Here is a 17,884-nt window from a genome sequence, read left to right on the forward strand (position 1 = left end):
AGCATCCTCCCGTGGGCGGAGGATGCTTCCTTCGTGCGTGACGGTATATACGGATTAGATCGTACTGATGCGACTGAACTGTGACGTCTTGACGAAAAGGCGGACGCCCTGGTCGGTGACGAGTTCCACTCGCTCCTCCTCATGGAAGACTGCTGCGACCGATACTGAGAGTTCTGAGCGAAGACCGTTTTTCAGCAAATCGGCGCGGACGCGCCGACCGCTTCGAACAGCTTCTTCTAGCATGACTAACAGGTGCAGGCGATCGTCAGGCTTTGGATCCGTTGCCGGTTTCGACTGATAGAGCCGCTCGAGCTGCTCGATGTGCGACTTCGTAGTCAGCCGATTCCACTTTCGACGACCTCTGCGGTGAACGAACATGTTGAACTTCATCACCTGCCACCTCGCTTTTCAGTGGTTTAAAAGCGTCATAGTGGAAGAATTCCCGAGCTTTTCACCGCGTAAACGACTCCTCCTGGGAAATGAGGTCAATGATTTTCGATTGACGAAGACAGGACAGGGGTTTTGAATCCGGCCAAGCGCGGAAAAGAAGAGAGGAACGTATTGTATTGGCAATGACACTGAAGGAGGAAGTTCTGATCATGGAGACGAACACGCTCAGCGCGTTAGAAAAACAGATATACGTCCTTGGAATCGAGGTCGACGGGATTGCCCGTTCCATCACGAAACAATTGAGCCGGGCCGCTCGCAAGGCGTCGACCATCGATGAATTTCGCCATTTGGCCTTCGAGAGCTACTTGACTCGCGAAGCGTTCGAGGAAGTTTCGATGAGCGTACTCTATACGACGGCCAGTGACTATGAGGACTGGCTCGAAAATGAGTTCGATGCCGTTCCTGGCGGATGGGAGCTCGACGAGAAGGAGGAGAAGGCGTACGATCAGCTGTGGTGGTTCGAGTTCTACAGGATTCAGGCCGATCTCGAGCAATGGCTGACCCTCTATCTCATCCGCAGAATCCGCGAAGATGTCCGTTTCATCCCTCCTGTCATCAAGGAGAATCCGTTTCTTCTGTCGGATGACGCAAAGCACGTGTTCCTGCGCCTGTTGCAGCGTTCCGTCGCGAAACCGTCCGCTAAGCTGAAAGTCAACGATCTGACGTGCGAGATGGGATTGTCCGAAGTGGCGCGCTATGCCCGGATCAGTCAGCAGCGTGTCGGCGAGGCACTCGAGGAATTGCTCCATCGCGGCGTCATCCGAATCGAGGAAGGCGCGGACAGCCTATTGTTCCGACTCAGCCTGCCGGTGGTTTAGGAAGAGAAATCGCTCGATCGTCCGCTCGTCCCGTTTCGCACTCGGACCGGTCCAAATCAGATGTCCCGGACTTTTCGAGGTGAGCAGCTGCGCCTGCGGGATGAGACGTTTCGCATGGAGGGCGTTCTCATAAGGCACCGCCTTGTCCGCTTTCGAATGGACGATGAGAACCGGACAATCGATTCGCCGGAGCTCCGTCTCCCCGACCTCCTGGGTCAGGTCGAACAACAAGCCTCTCCCGGGTCCCATGGCCCCAATCGTTGTTTTCATCAGCTCGATGTCCCCGTCACTTAGCCGAGGTTCGATGTCGCTCAGGCCGAGCAAGCTCGTAAGACCGGTCAGCCGGACGGCGGAAGCGTCCGGTCTTTTTTTGTTCGCTCTCTTCGCCAGTCCCCAAATCGCGTGCTGGAGGAGGAGCGATGGAGCTTGAAAGGCCGGGTGGATGAGGATGCGCTTGAACGCGACGTCGACGGAACCGGTCACGGCCGCGGCGAGCACGAGTGCGCGCACGGCATGATTGTCGGCTGCAAGGGCGATCGCCGTCGGTCCTCCGGCAGAGATGCCATAGACCGCATAATCGTCAATACCGAGTTCTTCCAGCCAACGACGGTAGAAATTCGCGAGCGTACGAGCATCCTCGTTCTGCAGCGGTGTCTTGCCATACCCTGGTCTAGAGGGGATAAGGAGCCGGTATCCCGCCTGTCTCAAGGCGTCGACGTGATAGACCTCATGGCAGCTCGATTGTGTTCCATGTAGTAAAAGGATGACAGGTCCTTGACCGACGTCCCGGTATTCGAATCGTGTCCCTTCATATTCCCCGATGCACCGCATTCTGCCTTCCACCTTTCAATTACTGTGTGAAAATGGAGTATTTTCTAAAAATTCTTACCAAATTACCTATACATTTTCCAATTTATTGTTAAGTAACGGAGTGAGATAGGTTATACTCTACAGTATAAACTTACATCAATCATGATGGGAAACGAGGAGACAGTTGGAAAAAGCAAAACTAAACAACAGGGACCGGCTCCTTGCCGTCCGGGAGATTTTCCACACGCATACCGATGAGGACAACTATCTGACACTTGAGGAGTTGACGAATCACCTGGCAAGCCGCGGCGAAATCGACAAGCTCTCGAAGAAGTCGCTCAAGGACGACATCGAGGCGCTCGCGAAATCAGGATTCGATATCGTCGCCGAAGCGACGAAGAACGGGCTTGCGATCCCGTATCACCTGGCAAGCCGGCCGTTCGAGGACTATGAGCTGCGATTGCTCGTGGACGCGATCGCGAGCGCGAAGTTCATCTCCGAGTCCGAGACGAATCACCTCGTCAGCGTCCTGCAGTCATTTACGAGTCGCCATAAGGCGAAAACCCTTCAACCGGTCATGCACACCGTCAAGAAGCCGAGAGGCAAAATTCCGTTCTCGATCCACTACATACAGGAAGCGATCGCAAAGCACATGATGATCACTTTCCAGTACCAAGGGAAGTTCAACGAGCGGACGCGTATGTTCGAATTGCGCAAGGACGGAGGACGTTATTTCGTCACTCCCGCTCATTTGATCGTCGACAACGGGAACTACTATCTGATCGGCCGCGAAGAGGAGTCGAAGGACCTGCGGACATACCGGGTCGACCGCATCGTCGACTGTCAGATTTTCGAGCCTGCCGACAGCCCTGTCACGGTGGACCCATCCTACTTGAGCAACATGTTCAGCATGTACGGCGGAGAAGCGGAGAAGTTGACGATTCGTTTCCGCGAATCGCTCATGCCGACCGTCGTCGACCGGTTCGGCACCGATATCCGTTGCCGCCGCATCGATGAGAACTGGTTCGAGGTCGAGGTGAGCGCGCTCTTCTCTGACGGATTCATGGGCTGGTTGTTACAGTTCGCGGATCAGACCGAAATTCTCGCTCCGGCCTCGCGGCGGGAGGAGTTTCGCGCGAAGGTCGAACAGCTCGCTAATCTATACCAGGTCGGTGCTCCGACTGCATGAGATGACATACAAAAGGACGACCGAACAGGTCGTCCTTTTTGTCATTCCTCATCTTTCATGGCGTCGTCCTTCGTCTCATGGACTGTACCATGTTCATGTTCCGGCGGAGAATAGATGGAATACAGTTTGAGCGGCACGTGGCCGGTATTCGTCACGTTATGCCATTTACCGGCAGGGACGATGATGGCGAAGTCCTCCTTCGCCTCCTCGCTGAAAGTCAGATGGTCCTTGCTGTCCCCCATCTCGACCAGCGCCGTCCCCTGTTCGATTCGCAGGAACTGGTCGACCCCCTGGTGCACCTCGAGCCCGATTTCATCCCCTTCAGCGATATGCATCAGGGTGACTTGGAGATGACTGCCTGTCCAGATCGTCGTCCGGAAATTCCTGTTCTGCTTCGTCAGTTCCTCGATACTCGATACGAACGGCTGCGGCCCATGATCTTGGCTATCCATCGTGCATTCCTCCTTCTCAAAGAGACGCTTGCGGCTACTCCATTAACACCATACCCGAAACTTTGTTTCCTCAGTCCTGAAGTTTTTCGCACATGCCTCCCGTCAGGAGCGTGTCGTTTTTTGTCGTATATTCATATTTGAATATTCTGGGCGGGGGCGAGCAGATATGATTGAAAGTATCAATACGCTGGTACTCGGTCCAAAATGGCAGACTGGCGTTACAACAGACATTCGGAGGACTTATGCGCATAATGAAAAAAAGTTTCGCGCCTTCATGGGTTGGGGACGCTACCAAACTGTCGTTACTCATTCTCTCTTATATCAACTGGTACTTGATCGCACTCGTCACCTTCTACAGGCTCTTCAGCAGTGAGGGCGCCAAATCGGCCGATCTGATCGTCTTCGGTTTCAGCCCGCTGATTGCGCTGATCATGACGATGCTGACGCTCGGTATCGTCCGCAAGATGTCGCTCCGCATCGCGATGACATTCGTACTGCCTCTCTACATCGTGATCGCGGTGCTCCTGCTCGACTATTCGGCCGTCAACTCCTATCTCCCGAGATTTTGAGACATCTTCCTTAACAAGGTGAAGTTTGATATGCTAGCCTTAGGAAAATGAAGTGGAGGAGGGGACGAAATGTCGACTCAGCTGATCCTTGATTGGATGCCGCTCGCAATACCGGTCGCTGCGATTTTCTTCATCGTCGTGATCGCGCGGAAGGCTTCAAAAATCGATACGCACCAATGAGGAGCCGGGGAATCACCCGGACCTCTTTTTTTATGGATTTTCGTGAAAAAAGGGGAGGCGGGCGCTATCGTTCTTCAAAAATCCGCTTGAAGACGCGCTCTTCCCCTTCTATTTCCCAGTAGGAATCATTTTCCTTTTCAAGTCTGAACCACTCTGATTATGGTAAAATTAAGGGATCATCATCCTTCGATAAATCAAGCCGTGGAAGGTATATTTCGGAAGATGAAAGTGATTTCTAGGAGGAAAATTCATGAATATACCGATATTGGATCAAGAAGACGTGTTTGCGATGCTCGACGATTTCCTGAGGGAGCCTAGAGCGTTCTGGGAGAAGTTCTACGAGGATCGGACGAAGAAAATCCCCTTCTTTCAGATCGGCGGTCCCGATGAGAATCTGGTCGGGTATTTCGATGACGGTCTTTCCCCGATCCGCGTACTTGAGCTCGGTTGCGGACCTGGCAGAAACGCGATCTACATGGCGAAGCAAGGCTGTCATGTCGATGCGCTCGACATCTCAGAGAAGGCGATCGATTGGGCAAAGGAGAGAGCGGACGCGGAAGGCGTATCGATCAACTTCCACTGCGACTCCCTCTTCGATTTCGACGTGACGCCGGATACGTACGATTTCGTCTATGACTGCGGCCTCTTCCATCACTTGGCTCCTCACCGGCGATTGACATACATCGAGTTGGTGAAGCGCGTATTGAAGAAGGACGGGCATTTCGGAATCGTCTGCTTCAACACGGATGGTGCGCCCGACACGTCCGACAGGGCAGTCTATCAGCAGGGCAGCATGAATGGCGGTATCGGTTATTCAGAGGATCGCTTCAAAGAGGTGTTCGACGGCCACTTCACTGTCACGGAGTTCCGTCGGATGCAGAAGGTCGAACAGCCGGCGGATCGTTTCGGTGAAGACTTCCTCTGGACGAGCCTGATGCGTGTGAACAAATAGTCAATAGTCATTTCGTATCGTAACAAAAAAGTCCTTTCACTCCCGTTTCGTTTGCAGCACCGGGAAGGAAAGGACTTTTTCACTATTTTTTGCTGATTTGCTGCATCACGAGCTGCCGGAAGGACTGGACGTCGTAAGCAGGCTCACTCGGACTGAATTCTATCGCGTCGATCAGCCGGGCGTGTTCTTTTCCATCAGGAAAACCGATCCGTCTGAGCCACTCATATGTCGTCTCGTTCTTCTCTCTCGGAAACGTCTCCTCGAGCTGCGAGGCGACCTTGAGCAGGGGGTGGTGGCTTCTCGTCTTTTTACGAAGGGGAACCTTGACGGCCCGCTCATAGCGGTCAAGTTTCTCTTCTCCGACAGTCTGACGCCTTCTGATCCACATGAGGGTCGCTATGACGAGCACGGCGACGATTATCGTCCCAGCCATCAACCAGAGGGAAGAATCCGCCGTTCGTGTTGACGCCTGTGCTGCGGCGTCGAGCGTAGCTACATTGTCGACATCGATGCTCTGTCCGCCTTGCCGGTCGACCCGTTCGCTGAGCGGAACCGTCCAGAGGAACAGGCTGCCGAACTCTACGAGTAACGGCCGGAACCACGCAGCGACGTCTCCGAACAGGGTCTCCTTGATCAGGCGGATGAGGAGTGCCGCCGCGAAGGAAGCCGTGCCGAGGGTCAGGAGAACGAGGCTGATCCGGCGCCATTCGACGAGATGCCTTCTGAAGAAGGGGAGGACGCCGAGCAAGGACGCCAGTACGAAACTGAGCACCGGAGGCATCAGCCCGGGCAGGATCAAACAGATGATGAGTACCGCGCACGCAGAGAGGAAATAGCGATAGGCTCCCTCGAATGTCTCGACCATCGCGGACCACGAGACGAACAACAACAGGATCAATGCCCCTGGGATGGAGTGGAACCCATAGGCGGATGCATAGGCAAGCGCAACGCCGACCCTGACGTTCCGATTCTTGATGAGTGTCACGAGTACGAGTGGGAGCACCCATATCGCATTCTCCCGGTACAGCGTCGCGGTGAACAGCCAGAAGAGGGCGCTCATGCGCTCACCTCCTTGCTGCGGTAGCCAAGATGGATTCGCGCCGTCGTCGACGGGACACTTCGCTGAAGCCGTTTCAGGAAATAGCGGCGTTCAAGCGGCAAGTCGTATTCGGACAATCGCGCGAGGCACTCCATGACACGCAGGAATTGGCTTCTGCCGCGTGCGGACGGCACATGATACCATTGCCCCTCCCGGTCGACCATCGAGATCCAGAGGCTGTATGACGCGTCTTGCCGCTCGAGCTCCCGAGTGATCGTCGCGGCCCGGGCGAGCAGCTTCTCGAAATCGCTTCGAAGTGCCATGCCGTCAGATGACAAGCCGTCGATGATGATGGCGTAGTCATGGTTGCGCATCCGGTCATGCTGGTAGGAGTAGAGTTGTCCTGTCTTCGCATAGGCGGACCAATAGATCGATTTCGCGTCGCCGACATACGGGATGACGGAGTGGAAGCTCGAACGGTCCGTGAACGGGCTCGTCCGGTCTTCTGTCTCTCCCGGGATGAGCCGCTCGTTGCGTCCGACCGACGCGGGTGCGAAATCAGGGAAGATATGACCGAGCGTCTGGATCGGGAGGGATATATATATGTTCATCAGGTGGAACGGGTCCGAGAGGATGACGTCGAATGACTGGATCCGAATGATGCCGCGGCGTCGTCCACATACACGGATTTGGAACGTCGCGCTCTCTCGTCCGCCGACAGACATGTGATGGCGCCAGAATTGCGAACTCCCGTCCTCCACCTTGACCTGTTCGCTGAGCAGACCAGACACCGTCAGCTTACCGAGCGGGAAGCGGGTCGGATTATCGAGACGGAACGGGATTTCGAGTTCATCGTCGCGAAATCCGCGGACGTGCTCAAGCAGGCTGACTGTCAATGCTTCCGCTACGTGTTCGAGATACTTCGGTAACAGAAGCCCGTACAATAGGAAAGCGAACAGAAGGGTTGCGATCGATACTGGTCCATACAGGGCGAGCGCGATTCCCGCGACCCCGATCAGAATCAGTCCCGTCGTCTGTAACGGCCGAGGGATGATCAGTTGCATATCACACCTCGGTCGGTACGACGAGCGTCTGGAGTGACTTTTCGATGATGCGATCGCTCGTCGTCTTGAGCGTCGCCTCGAGTGTCAGGACGAGCCGGTGCGACAGCAACGGGCCGGCAAGCGCCTTGACGTCCTCCGGAACGACGTACGTCCGTCCTGCCATGAATGCTCTCGCCTTCGATGCCTTGAGCAGAGCGAGCGTCGCCCGCGGGCTCGGGCCAATCTCGACTTCCGGATGATTCCGGAGTGCTTCGCATAGATCGAGCAGATACTCCTCCACCGGCTCCCGGACCGTGACTTTCGCGACCTCCTCCTTCCAAGCGACAAGCTGCTCGAGCGGCAGGTGGACGTCATGGCGCCGCAGATGCTCACCTCGGAGCAGGGCGCGTTCGAGTCGACGTTCGAGCGGGGCGAAGGACAGCTTGAACAGGAAGCGGTCTAGTTGGGCGTGGGGAAGAGGGAACGTGCCCTGACCATCGTACGGGTTTTGTGTCGCGATGACGAGGTAATGCTGCGGCAGGGAATAGGAAGTGTCTCCGATCGTGACCTGACCTTCTCCCATCGCCTCAAGGAGGGCGGATTGCGTCCTTGGTGTCGTCCGGTTGATTTCATCGACGAGCACGATGTTCGCGAACAGGGGACCGAACCGTTGTTCGAACGCACCGGTCAACGGATTGAACAGTTCCATTCCGAGCAGGTCGGTCGGCAAGGTGTCCGCCGTGCACTGTACGCGGGAAAACTTTGCGTCGAGTGAGGAGGCGAGTGCTTTTGCGAGCGTCGTCTTGCCCGTGCCCGGGCGGTCCTCGAGCAGGACGTGACCTTCCGTCAGCAGACCGATCAAGAGGTGATCGACGACCTTTTCTTGTCCGAGGACAGCCCCCGTTAATGCTTGTTGTAACGATTTGAACATCTCATTTCCCCCTTGAATCATCAGTAGTGTGTCAATTATACGAATTTTCCGTCTAATCCGCCAACACTTTTTGGAAGCGTCTTCCACTTCGAGAAGTCTCGATCTTTCTCGGGAAGGAGGAATGATACAAAAAAACCGCCCTGAGGCGGTCTCTTCACTCCTGTTCGAACACGTCATCCATCAGCCGTTCGATCTCGTTCCTCCGGACTCTCGTTTCCTCACGGAGGAGTCGGATCGTGCGGCCTTGCCATTCAAGCAAGTCTCCTTCTGTCGCGGCAAGGGGAAGCCTGCTTTTCGGAATCCGGATCGTCTCCCGGTCCTCTTTTTCGCAGACGGCCATGTCGCCCTCAATCGAATCGATCGTCAATCGCATCGGTCCTTCCCTCCTCATTCAGGTCTCATCTCAGGTATTGCGGTCCATTCAAGCGTCTCACCATTCGTCGCATAACGAATCGTCCCTGAGCGGTCGGTCCTGTCGATTTCGACGCCTGCTTGCTTCAGCAGACGGAGGACGCTCGCTCGCGGATGGTCATACGCATTCCCTTCGCCAGCAGAGATGAGAGCCCGCTCCGGCGCCACGCTCGCAAGGAACTCCAGGCTCGTCGAAGTGTCCGCTCCGTGGTGTCCGACCTTGAGTACATCCGCTTGCAGCTCGACGCCGCGGTCGATCAGCAGAGATTCCGTCCGAAAGGGGGCGTCCCCCATGAACAGGAAGGAGCGCTCTCCCGTCTCGAGGCGGAGCACCGCGCTCCAGGAGTTCAGATCGCTCGTTCCTTCGCCGATCGGTGCGAGGAAGCGCAGTTCTGCCGATTCACTCGGGATGACCGTCCCGTCCCGCACCGGTTTGATCGTCACACCTTCTTTTTTCACGGCCAGGAGGAAGTCACGGAACGTCTCGGTCGTATGTGAGACGCGCGGCGCATAGACACTCTTAACCTCGAAGGCGCTGAGGACATCATCGAGCCCTCCGATATGGTCCGCGTCCGGATGCGTCGCGACGAGGGCCGTCAGTTCTTCGATTTCGAGTTCCTTCAGGTAGCGCACGACGTCGTCGCCCTTGCCATTGTTGCCGGCATCGATCAGGATCGTCTCGTCGGGTGTCTTGATCAGCGTGCTGTCGCCCTGACCGACGTCGAACGCATAGACGTATGTCAGCTCCTCGTCGTCTGCCGGTTTCCTGTCGACCTGTTCTTCGCGCGTCGCGAGGAAGATCATCACGAGGGCAAGGGCGAGCACGATGAAGCCGGCCCACTTCATCGGTCAGCCCGTTTCTCGAACACGTAGAGGATGCCATTTCGCGGGTGGCCGAACCGTGGCCCGGAAAAACCGCGCCGTTTCAAGGCACTACGCATGAGAAGCATCATCCCGCCATGCCCGATCAGCAGTATATTGTCATGCGGCAGCATCTTGAGCTGGTTGAGCAGAATCTCGATCCGTGTGTTCGCTTCCTTGATCTGCTCCTTGATCCGCGGGTTGAACGGGGCCGCCAATCGGGCGAGCACGACCCAGCCGAAGAACGGCAGGCGAAGTTTCGTCTTCAGGACGGGGAACGGCAGCTCGCGCAGCAGCTCCGTGACGACGATCTCCTTCTCATAGACGCTCTCAGCCGTCTGCATGGCGCGCGACAGGTCGCTCGAGAAGCAGGCAGCCCATTCCGTCTCGTCGAGCTCGATCGGTTTGATATCGATGGCTGAGCGGTCGTAGCGTTCGAGCCATTCCTCGATGTCTTGCGCCGTGATGAAACCGCGCGTCGGATAACCTTCCATCACCCGGTGATGGCGGACGAGTCCTATTTTCTTCATGTTGACCGGTCCGGTCGAGAGCAGACCGGCTTCACCTCTCTTTCGAATGTTAGAATACGGCCTTCAGCGCAACACCGCACAGAAGAGCGGCGAGGATGCTGACGAGACTGCCGATGATGTAATACTCGGCGAAGCGCCGGTCGTCGAACTGCTTGAACCGGGCAAGCGCCTTGAGGGCGATGACGAACCCGATGGCTCCGACAGCATTGAGCGCGACGAGCGTCATGATGATCAGGCGTTCTGCGAGACCGATGTACCTTCCGACGCCATCGACCTCAGCCGAGTAGCTGCGCGCCTGGTCCTCGACCTCATGCGTGACGTGACGTCTCCCGCTGTCGAACTTCTCCGTCCGCGTCACCTTGCGCTCGAAATGAGCCTCGATCGCCCGGGGTGCAAGCGGGGCGAGCAGGGGACTGATCCCTCTGCCGAACAATTCAGCTGCGATCAGTATCCAGACGCACGTCCAGATCACCTTGAAATCCAGCGTGTAGCTGTCCGGCCAGACATATGGAGCGAACAGATAGACGCTTCCGAAGATCAAGCCGATGTGGAGCGTCTGATCGAGCCAAAAGCCTGCTGCAGCTCCGATTCGTTTCAGATTGGAGCGGTCGATCAGCGCATGGGTCGACAAAATCAGCCCAAACAGCCAGGCGGAAGTGTCAAGCGGCATTCCTCGGTATACGGCGAATCCGAGCACGGTCAGATTGAGGAGTGCGTGAATCGACAGGTGATGCAGAAACGGTAACAGGCGCCGGCGCTTGTGCTGCGCCATCCGGTTCGTCTGAAATGTGAAGTCTGCGAGCAGATGGGCGATCAACAACGACAGAGCCAGATTCATCCGATCGCCTCCCAGCGTTGCAGCTGTTCAAGCGATCCGACCAATGCCTCTTCAAGTCGCATGCGTTGTTTGCGATTCGAGCGGGAGACGAGCTTCGCGACGTTCGCGCGGGCGTCTTTTTCCGGAAATCCCATCCGAAGGCCGATCTGTTCATACGTCTCATCCGGGTATCTGTCCATCAAACGATGCAGTTCGATCTGGCGCTCCGTCTTGCCGAAATAATCAGGATAGAGCATGTCGAAGTAGCCGTTCAGCAGGGGAGCCGGAAAGTAGGGCGGCCCCGCGAAGGAAAGTCGTTTTCCTTGTTTCTTCGCTTCCCCCTCAGCCTCGAACGCATGGACGAGCGCGCTTCCGTTCGCCTCGTCGGCGCTTTGCGCGGAAGGGGTCTCATACTGACCGAAACCGATTCCGATATAGCCGTCGATCGGCTGATGGAGCAGCTCGAGTGCGATTGAATACGCTTCGGCATATTCCGGATAGACACCGAGCAGGCTGTCGCCGGACTTGATTTGGAATGGGACTAAGAAATCAGGATGTCGGGCGTTCAAGACTTCCGAGAGTTCGCGGAGTTGTTGAAGAAGGGCTTCCTTGTCCTTGAAGCCTCTAGAATCCTTCACATCGAACGCGATGGCGACTGCTTGCATGAATGAGATCCTCCTCTTGTTATCATTTGTTACCGTAAAAAGGGTAACATCTTGTTTGTTACTGTTTTATAGGTAACATTTAAAAGTGTTACTGTCATCAGAGTAACAGGAAGAGGGCATCAAATGATAGGGTCTGAATTCCCATTTTTCATTTAGTTAACATAACATATATTATCAATAGTTATAGAGCTTTGTCTCAAAACTTTAGTAAACTCAAAATAGTGAGACATAATCAGGCAATCGGAGGAATCGACCGTTGATTCCGATGACAAGTAATCAGCCGTCTTGTGGTTCATCCGGCCCGTCGAGGGTCAACTGGTAAAATGCAAGATCCAGCCAGCGACCGAACTTGAACCCGGCTTCACGAATCGTTCCGGAATGCGAGAAACCGAATTTTTCATGGATCGCGATGCTTCCGGCATTCGCGGCGTCGATTCCGGCGACGAGCGTCCGGTAGCCGCGTCTGGATGCACTTTCGATCACCGCCTCCAGTAATGAGTTCCCGATTCCTTTGCCCTGGTGCTCCGGGGCCACGTAGATTGAATGCTCGACCGTGTACTTATAGGCAGGAAAATTACGAAACGCTCCATACGTGGCATATCCTGCGACCGTTCCGGCTTCCTCGTACACGATGACCGGCTCGAGCCGGTCGAGCTTCCGCTCGTACCAGGAGAACCGCTCAGCGAGCGTCTGAGGCTCATAGGCATAGATCGCGGTCGAATGCATAACGGCGTGATTGAATATCTCGAGCATGGAAGGAACATCCTTCCGTTCGGCTAGTCGAATCAAATGAACGTCCCCTTTCGTTTAGCTGTACGTGTACAAAAAAACACGGTTTCACCCGTGTTTTTGATAACCAGCATGATTGCGTTCGAGACGGCGGATCAGCCGATCGAGGAAGATATGATGGCGGCGTTCGAGCTGTTCGATCCGATCGATCGGGAGCCATGCGAAGTGGAACAAGTCGCCGCAATCCTGGCCATCCCCTGCCACGCAATGCGTCCAGCGGTTCTCCTGACACTCGATATGCGCATGATAGAAATAGGTGTAGTGGACCGTCATCCGTTCCGGATAGCGCATCTCCTCCTCGCCTACGTACTGGACGGCAGGCAGTTGCAGACCACTTTCCTCGAGCGTCTCCCGCATCGCGGCCTCCTTGGCGATCTCCGCGTCCTCGATCGTCCCTGCCGGTATCTGCCAAGAACTCCCCGGTGCGGATTGAGGATGAAACACGAGCAGTTCAATTCCGTTCGATCGTTCCCTTGTGATATAGATCGCTACCTTCTCTCGCCGTCTGAATTTCATCATCATCACCCCTATACAGGTAAATGAGCACAAAAGCAGCCTAGGACACGTCCGCAGCTGCTTTTGAGAAATATATTAAGCTAAGCTACGAATCGCTCGCTCCACGTCTGATTTGTCGATCATGACCTGACCATTTTCCTTTATTGTATATGTTATTTGCGCTTGATTCAATTTGTAAACGATCGTTTCGCGAATTATTTCAGAGAAAATCCGTCCGCCGCCAAGCACTACCGTCTCCTTCATCATCCATTACGCTCCTTCTCCGTTCGAATCTCATTTCTCTTCCCAGTATACGGACTGGGGAGGGCACTGTCTGTTACATATCTCACAAAGAAAAGGGACACCCCGAAGGATGTCCCGAATGAATCAGTTGATATAGAGATCGACGAGCGTCCCGAACTTCTCTTCGTCATAGACGAACGACCCGTTCGAGAGCCGATCGAGGAACGAGAGCGAGGACACTTGCACGGTCTTCGTCTGGTTCTTGCCGACGAGTGTCATCTCAGACGCCTGCGTGACGTCGATCAAGGCTGCGACCTGGTGCGGCTTCGACTTGAGGTCACGCAGGAGCTGGAGGCCGCGCAGCGCACGGTTCGCAACCGTGAACTGGTCCGCGAGGCGCATCTTCTTGACGGCACCCCGCTGCGTGACGAGCGCGACGTTCGGTGATCCGGTGAACGAGACGGCGCCTGCGACAGCGTCCGCGTCCTTCAGGTTGATCGCCTTGACACCGGCTGCCCGGATGCCGACGACCGGGACGTCCTCTTCCGTGAACCAGAGTCCGAACCCATTCTTCGTCGCGAGGAACAGCTGCTGCTGCCCGTCCGTGACACGAGCTAGGAGGACATCGTCCCCGTCCTTCAGGCGTACGCCCTGGAGCGGCTTCGACTTACGCTGGGCATTGTAGTCCGCGAGCTTCGAGCGTTTGACCATCCCTTGACGCGTGACGAACAGGCAGTACGCATCTTCCGTGAAGTCGCGTACGACGTCGACGCTGAGGATACGTTCGTTCGGCTCGAGCGGGACGAGGTTCGCGACGTGCTGTCCCGTCTCCTTCCAGCGCGTATCAGGCAACTGGTGGATTGGGATCAGCAGGTAGTTCCCGCCTGTCGTCCAGACGATCAGATGGTCCGTCGTCATCGCTTGGCCGACATGCAGCGGGCGATCGCCTTCCTTCATCTCCGGCATCTCGTTTTGCGACGCGCCGAACGAGCGGAGGGAGGCACGTTTGACATAGCCGTTCTTCGAGACGAACAGCATCGTCTCCTCGACGGCGATCATCACCTCGGTCTTGAGCTTGATTTCTTCGACCTCCGCTTGGATCGTCGTCCGGCGTGCGTCCGCGACCTGCTCCTTGAGCGTCGTCAATTCTTTGATGATGAGACGGTTCCGCGTCTTCTCGTCTCCGAGGATCTTCTCGAGACGGGCGACCTCCTTCTCGAGGCGAGCCGCTTCTTCCTGGAGTTCGACGATATCCGTGTTCGTCAGGCGATAGAGCTGGAGCATGACGACGGCTTCGGCCTGGCGGTCCGAGAACTTGAAGCGTTCGATCAGCTTCTGTTTCGCGTCCGCCTTGTTGTTCGCCGAGCGGATCAGCTCGAGCGTCTCGTCGAGGACGGAGATCGCTGCAGTCAAGGCCGAGACGACTTCCTGGCGCTTCTTCGCGTAGTCGAGGTCGAAGTTCGTCCGCCGGATGACGACGTCCTTGACGTGGGCGAGATAAGCGTCAAGCAAGGCGAGGACGCCCATCTGGCGCGGCGTCCGCTCGTGGATCGCGACCATGTTGTAGTTATAGGCGACTTGGAGGTCGGTCTGCTTCAGATAGAAGTGGAGCACGCCTTCCGCGTCCGCCTCCTTCTTCAGCTCGATGACGACGCGCAGGCCGTCACGGTCCGTCTCGTCACGGACTTCGGCGACGCCTTCGACTTTCCGGTCGAGCCGGAGCTCTTCCATCCGCTTGACGAGGTTCGCCTTGTTGACCTCATACGGGAGTTCCGTGATGACGATCTGTTGCTTGCCCCCGCGAAGCGTCTCGATCGTCGAGCGTGAGCGGATGATGACCTTGCCGCGTCCTGTCGCGAACGCCTTGCGAATCCCTTCCTCTCCTTGGACGATGCCGCCGGTCGGGAAGTCTGGGCCCTTCATGTGGAGCAGCAGGTCGTCGATCGACTCGACATTACCTGAGATGCGGCCGATCGCCGCGTCGAGCACTTCCGCAGCGTTATGCGGCGGGATTTCCGTCGCATAGCCGGCAGAGATCCCGGTCGAACCGTTCATGAGCAGGTTCGGCAGGAGCGTAGGGAGGACGAGTGGTTCCTCCGTCGTATCGTCGAAGTTGAGCGTGTAGTCGACCGTCTGCTTATTGATCGCGTCGAGGATCAAGCCGGACACCTTCGACAGGCGTGCCTCCGTATACCGCATCGCAGCGGCCGAATCACCGTCGATCGATCCGTTGTTCCCCTGCATGTCGACGAGCGGGTAGCGGAGCTTCCACTCCTGGCTGAGACGTACCATCGCCTCGTAGACGGACGAGTCGCCGTGCGGATGATAATTGCCGATGACGACGCCGACCGTCTTGGCCGACTTCCGGTAAGCACGGTCGAACAGGTTGCCTTCCGTATGCATCGCATACAGGATACGGCGCTGGACGGGCTTCAGGCCGTCACGCGCGTCCGGGAGTGCCCGGTCCTGGATGATATATTTCGAATAGCGGCCGAACCGGTCGCCGACGACCTGTTCGAGCGACAAGTTCAAGATGTTCTGTAATTTTGACATGCTCAGTTCACTTCCTCTTTCGTCACGTGCTCATTCTCGATGATCGAGAGGTCTTCTGCGAGTCCGAAGGCGACGTTGTCCTCGATCCAGCTCCGGCGATGGGCGACGTTGTCCCCCATCAGGACGGCGACGCGCTTGTCCGCGATCGCCGCGTCCTCGATCGTGACGCGAATCAACGTCCGGGTATCCGGATCCATCGTCGTCTCCCAGAGCTGTGGTGCATTCATCTCACCGAGTCCTTTGTAGCGCTGGATCATATAGCCCTTGCCGAACTTCTTCGTCACTTTCGAGAGCGTCTCCTCGTCCCAGACGTATTCGAACTTCTCCGACTTGCCTTTGCCCTTTGAGACGCGGTAGAGCGGCGGCAGGGCGACGAACACCTTGCCTGCGTCGATCAGCGGGCGCATGTAGCGGAAGAAGAACGTCAGGAGCAACACTTGGATATGGGCGCCGTCGGTATCGGCATCGGTCATGATGATGACCTTGTCGAAATTACAGTCCTCGACTGTGAAGTCAGCCCCGACGCCTGCGCCGATCGCGTGGATGATCATATTGATCTCTTCGTTCTTCATGATGTCTGCGAGCTTCGCCTTCTCGGTGTTGAGCACCTTACCGCGGAGCGGCAGGATCGCCTGGAACGTCCGGTTGCGGCCCTGCTTCGCTGAACCGCCTGCGGAATCACCCTCGACGAGGAACAGTTCATTCTTGTCCGCGTTTTTCGAGGCGGCAGGCGTCAGCTTCCCGTTCAAGATGCTCGATCGTTTCTTCTTCTTGCCATTCCGGGCTTCTTCGCGCGCCTTGCGCGCCGCTTCCCGGGCCTGTGAGGCACGGATCGCCTTCTTGATGAGGAGTGTCGCCGTCTGCGGGTTCTCCTCGAGATACGTCGACAACTTGTTCGAGACGACGGAGTCCGCGCTCGTCCGGGCTTCCGGTGAACCGAGCTTCGACTTCGTCTGCCCTTCGAACTGGAGGAACTCCTCCGGTATGCGGACGGAGACGATCATCGTCAGTCCCTCTCGGATGTCATTCCCGTCGAGGTTCTTATCCTTCTCCTTGAGCAGGGCGTTCTTTCGCGCATACTCGTTCATGATCCGGGTCATCGCAGTCTTCGCGCCGACTTCATGTGTACCGCCGTCGCGCGTCCGGACGTTGTTGACGAACGAAAGGACGTTCTCCGAATAGGCATCCGTGAACTGGAAGGCGATGTCGACCTCGATCTCGTTCTCCGTCCCTTCGAAGGCTACCGTCGGGTGAAGCGTATCTTTGTCATCGTTCAGATAGGCGACGAACTCGCTGACACCTTCCTCGTACTCGAACGTCTCGCTCTTATCCGATCGTTCGTCCGTCAGTGTGATGCGGAGCCCTTTGAGGAGGAACGCCGATTCGCGCAGCCGTTCTGCAAGCGTGTCGTAGTTATACGTCAACGTGCTGAAAATCGAACCGTCCGGCTTGAAGCGGACGCTCGTCCCGCTCTGGCGCGTATTTCCCGTCTCGACGAGTGTCGTCTTCGGGACACCGCCGTTCTCGAACCGTTGCTCGTACTGCTTGCCGTTCCGGTAGATCGTCACGATGAGCTCCGTCGACAGGGCGTTGACGACCGAGGCCCCGACGCCGTGCAAACCGCCGGACGTCTTGTATCCGCCTTGGCCGAACTTACCGCCTGCGTGGAGCACGGTGAAGATGACCTCCGGCGTCGGTTTGCCGGAAGCGTGGAGCCCGGTCGGCATCCCGCGTCCGTGGTCGCGTACCGTGATGGCATTGTCCTTATGGATGATGACGTCGATCTGTTCGCCGAACCCGGCGAGCGCCTCGTCGATCGCATTGTCGACGATCTCATATACCAGGTGATGCAGGCCGCGGTGATCCGTCGAGCCGATGTACATCCCCGGGCGTTTCCGGACTGCTTCGAGTCCTTCGAGCACCTGGATGGCATCTTCATTGTAGTTGTATAAGTCTGTCGCCATGTCCTTCACCTCAAAAATCGCGATTAAAACAAACATCCGTTCGTTTTTTCGCGTAGTCTGTCTCCTATTGTAGGCATCCTGAGTGAAATTAGCAATAGTGTGCATGAAAGGCGCCAAAAAAAG

General features: G+C 56.4%; 20 protein-coding genes. 4 read left to right on the forward strand and 16 right to left on the reverse strand.

From position 1 onward, the window contains the following. Positions 1-54: 54 nt before the first annotated feature. Positions 55-390, reverse strand: a complete 336-nt coding sequence (locus tag DFG60_RS05920; protein WP_114570822.1) for a hypothetical protein — start codon at positions 388-390, stop codon at positions 55-57. 182 nt (positions 391-572) lie between these two features. Between DFG60_RS05920 and DFG60_RS05925 the strand changes: the two genes are divergently transcribed. Further along, positions 573-1,268 carry a hypothetical protein gene (locus DFG60_RS05925; RefSeq protein ID WP_232818659.1) on the forward strand — a complete coding sequence of 232 codons (696 nt, stop codon included), beginning with the start codon at positions 573-575 and terminating at the stop codon, positions 1,266-1,268. Here DFG60_RS05925 and DFG60_RS05930 read toward each other — a convergent pair. Continuing rightward, complete coding sequence (locus tag DFG60_RS05930; protein WP_114570823.1) at positions 1,236-2,099, reverse strand: alpha/beta fold hydrolase; 864 nt, start codon at positions 2,097-2,099, stop codon at positions 1,236-1,238. The genes DFG60_RS05925 and DFG60_RS05930 overlap by 33 nt on opposite strands. A 163-nt stretch (positions 2,100-2,262) precedes the next feature. On the opposite strand from DFG60_RS05930, the gene DFG60_RS05935 reads away from it, so the two are divergent. Continuing rightward, positions 2,263-3,267 (forward strand): helix-turn-helix transcriptional regulator, encoded by a 1,005-nt coding sequence (locus DFG60_RS05935; protein WP_114570824.1) that lies wholly within the window; start codon positions 2,263-2,265, stop codon positions 3,265-3,267. Positions 3,268-3,308: 41 nt separating this feature from the next. Here DFG60_RS05935 and DFG60_RS05940 read toward each other — a convergent pair whose 3' ends face one another. Further along, positions 3,309-3,719: a cupin domain-containing protein gene (locus tag DFG60_RS05940; RefSeq protein WP_114570825.1), complete on the reverse strand. Its 411-nt coding sequence runs from the start codon at positions 3,717-3,719 to the stop codon at positions 3,309-3,311. 251 nt (positions 3,720-3,970) lie between these two features. Between DFG60_RS05940 and DFG60_RS05945 the strand changes: the two genes are divergently transcribed. Next, positions 3,971-4,288: a hypothetical protein gene (locus DFG60_RS05945; protein WP_114570826.1), complete on the forward strand. Its 318-nt coding sequence runs from the start codon at positions 3,971-3,973 to the stop codon at positions 4,286-4,288. A 430-nt stretch (positions 4,289-4,718) separates the two neighbouring features. Beyond that, complete coding sequence (locus tag DFG60_RS05950; protein WP_114570827.1) at positions 4,719-5,420, forward strand: class I SAM-dependent methyltransferase; 702 nt, start codon at positions 4,719-4,721, stop codon at positions 5,418-5,420. 82 nt (positions 5,421-5,502) lie between these two features. On the opposite strand, the gene DFG60_RS05955 is transcribed toward DFG60_RS05950, so the two are convergent. The 13 genes from DFG60_RS05955 to parE form a co-directional block, all read right to left on the reverse strand. Next, complete coding sequence (locus tag DFG60_RS05955; protein WP_114570828.1) at positions 5,503-6,480, reverse strand: G protein-coupled receptor family protein; 978 nt, start codon at positions 6,478-6,480, stop codon at positions 5,503-5,505. Further along, positions 6,477-7,523, reverse strand: coding sequence for a DUF58 domain-containing protein (locus DFG60_RS05960; protein WP_114570829.1), 1,047 nt, complete (start codon positions 7,521-7,523; stop codon positions 6,477-6,479). Before DFG60_RS05960 ends, DFG60_RS05955 begins: the two co-directional genes overlap by 4 nt. Position 7,524: 1 nt before the next feature. Beyond that, entirely contained in the window at positions 7,525-8,433 is a 909-nt protein-coding gene (locus DFG60_RS05965) for an AAA family ATPase (protein WP_114570830.1), read from the reverse strand. Between the two features lie 154 nt (positions 8,434-8,587). After that, entirely contained in the window at positions 8,588-8,806 is a 219-nt protein-coding gene (locus DFG60_RS05970) for a DUF3006 domain-containing protein (protein WP_157964488.1), read from the reverse strand. A gap of 14 nt (positions 8,807-8,820) precedes the next feature. Further along, positions 8,821-9,690 (reverse strand): ComEC/Rec2 family competence protein, encoded by an 870-nt coding sequence (locus DFG60_RS05975; RefSeq protein WP_114570832.1) that lies wholly within the window; start codon positions 9,688-9,690, stop codon positions 8,821-8,823. After that, positions 9,687-10,235 (reverse strand): histidine phosphatase family protein, encoded by a 549-nt coding sequence (locus DFG60_RS05980; RefSeq protein WP_114570833.1) that lies wholly within the window; start codon positions 10,233-10,235, stop codon positions 9,687-9,689. The genes DFG60_RS05975 and DFG60_RS05980 overlap by 4 nt, the downstream gene beginning before the upstream one ends. Before the next feature lie 49 nt (positions 10,236-10,284). After that, positions 10,285-11,073: a DUF3307 domain-containing protein gene (locus DFG60_RS05985; RefSeq protein WP_114570834.1), complete on the reverse strand. Its 789-nt coding sequence runs from the start codon at positions 11,071-11,073 to the stop codon at positions 10,285-10,287. After that, complete coding sequence (locus DFG60_RS05990) at positions 11,070-11,717, reverse strand: hypothetical protein (RefSeq protein ID WP_114570835.1); 648 nt, start codon at positions 11,715-11,717, stop codon at positions 11,070-11,072. Before DFG60_RS05990 ends, DFG60_RS05985 begins: the two co-directional genes overlap by 4 nt. A 276-nt stretch (positions 11,718-11,993) precedes the next feature. Beyond that, the gene (locus DFG60_RS05995; protein WP_114570836.1) at positions 11,994-12,506 is read right to left on the reverse strand and encodes a GNAT family N-acetyltransferase; all 513 of its coding nucleotides are present in this window, start codon (positions 12,504-12,506) and stop codon (positions 11,994-11,996) included. Between the two features lie 48 nt (positions 12,507-12,554). Further along, the gene (locus tag DFG60_RS06000) at positions 12,555-13,022 is read right to left on the reverse strand and encodes an NUDIX domain-containing protein (RefSeq protein WP_232818646.1); all 468 of its coding nucleotides are present in this window, start codon (positions 13,020-13,022) and stop codon (positions 12,555-12,557) included. Positions 13,023-13,097: 75 nt separating this feature from the next. After that, positions 13,098-13,268 (reverse strand): hypothetical protein, encoded by a 171-nt coding sequence (locus DFG60_RS13630; protein ID WP_157964489.1) that lies wholly within the window; start codon positions 13,266-13,268, stop codon positions 13,098-13,100. 120 nt (positions 13,269-13,388) lie between these two features. Further along, positions 13,389-15,797, reverse strand: a complete 2,409-nt coding sequence (parC, locus tag DFG60_RS06005; RefSeq protein WP_114570838.1) for a DNA topoisomerase IV subunit A — start codon at positions 15,795-15,797, stop codon at positions 13,389-13,391. Between the two features lie 2 nt (positions 15,798-15,799). Then, entirely contained in the window at positions 15,800-17,761 is a 1,962-nt protein-coding gene (gene parE, locus DFG60_RS06010) for a DNA topoisomerase IV subunit B (protein WP_114570839.1), read from the reverse strand. Between the last annotated feature and the right edge of the window lie 123 nt (positions 17,762-17,884).

Source organism: Exiguobacterium flavidum (assembly GCF_003344535.1).
Lineage (GTDB): Bacteria > Bacillota > Bacilli > Exiguobacteriales > Exiguobacteriaceae > Exiguobacterium_A > Exiguobacterium_A flavidum.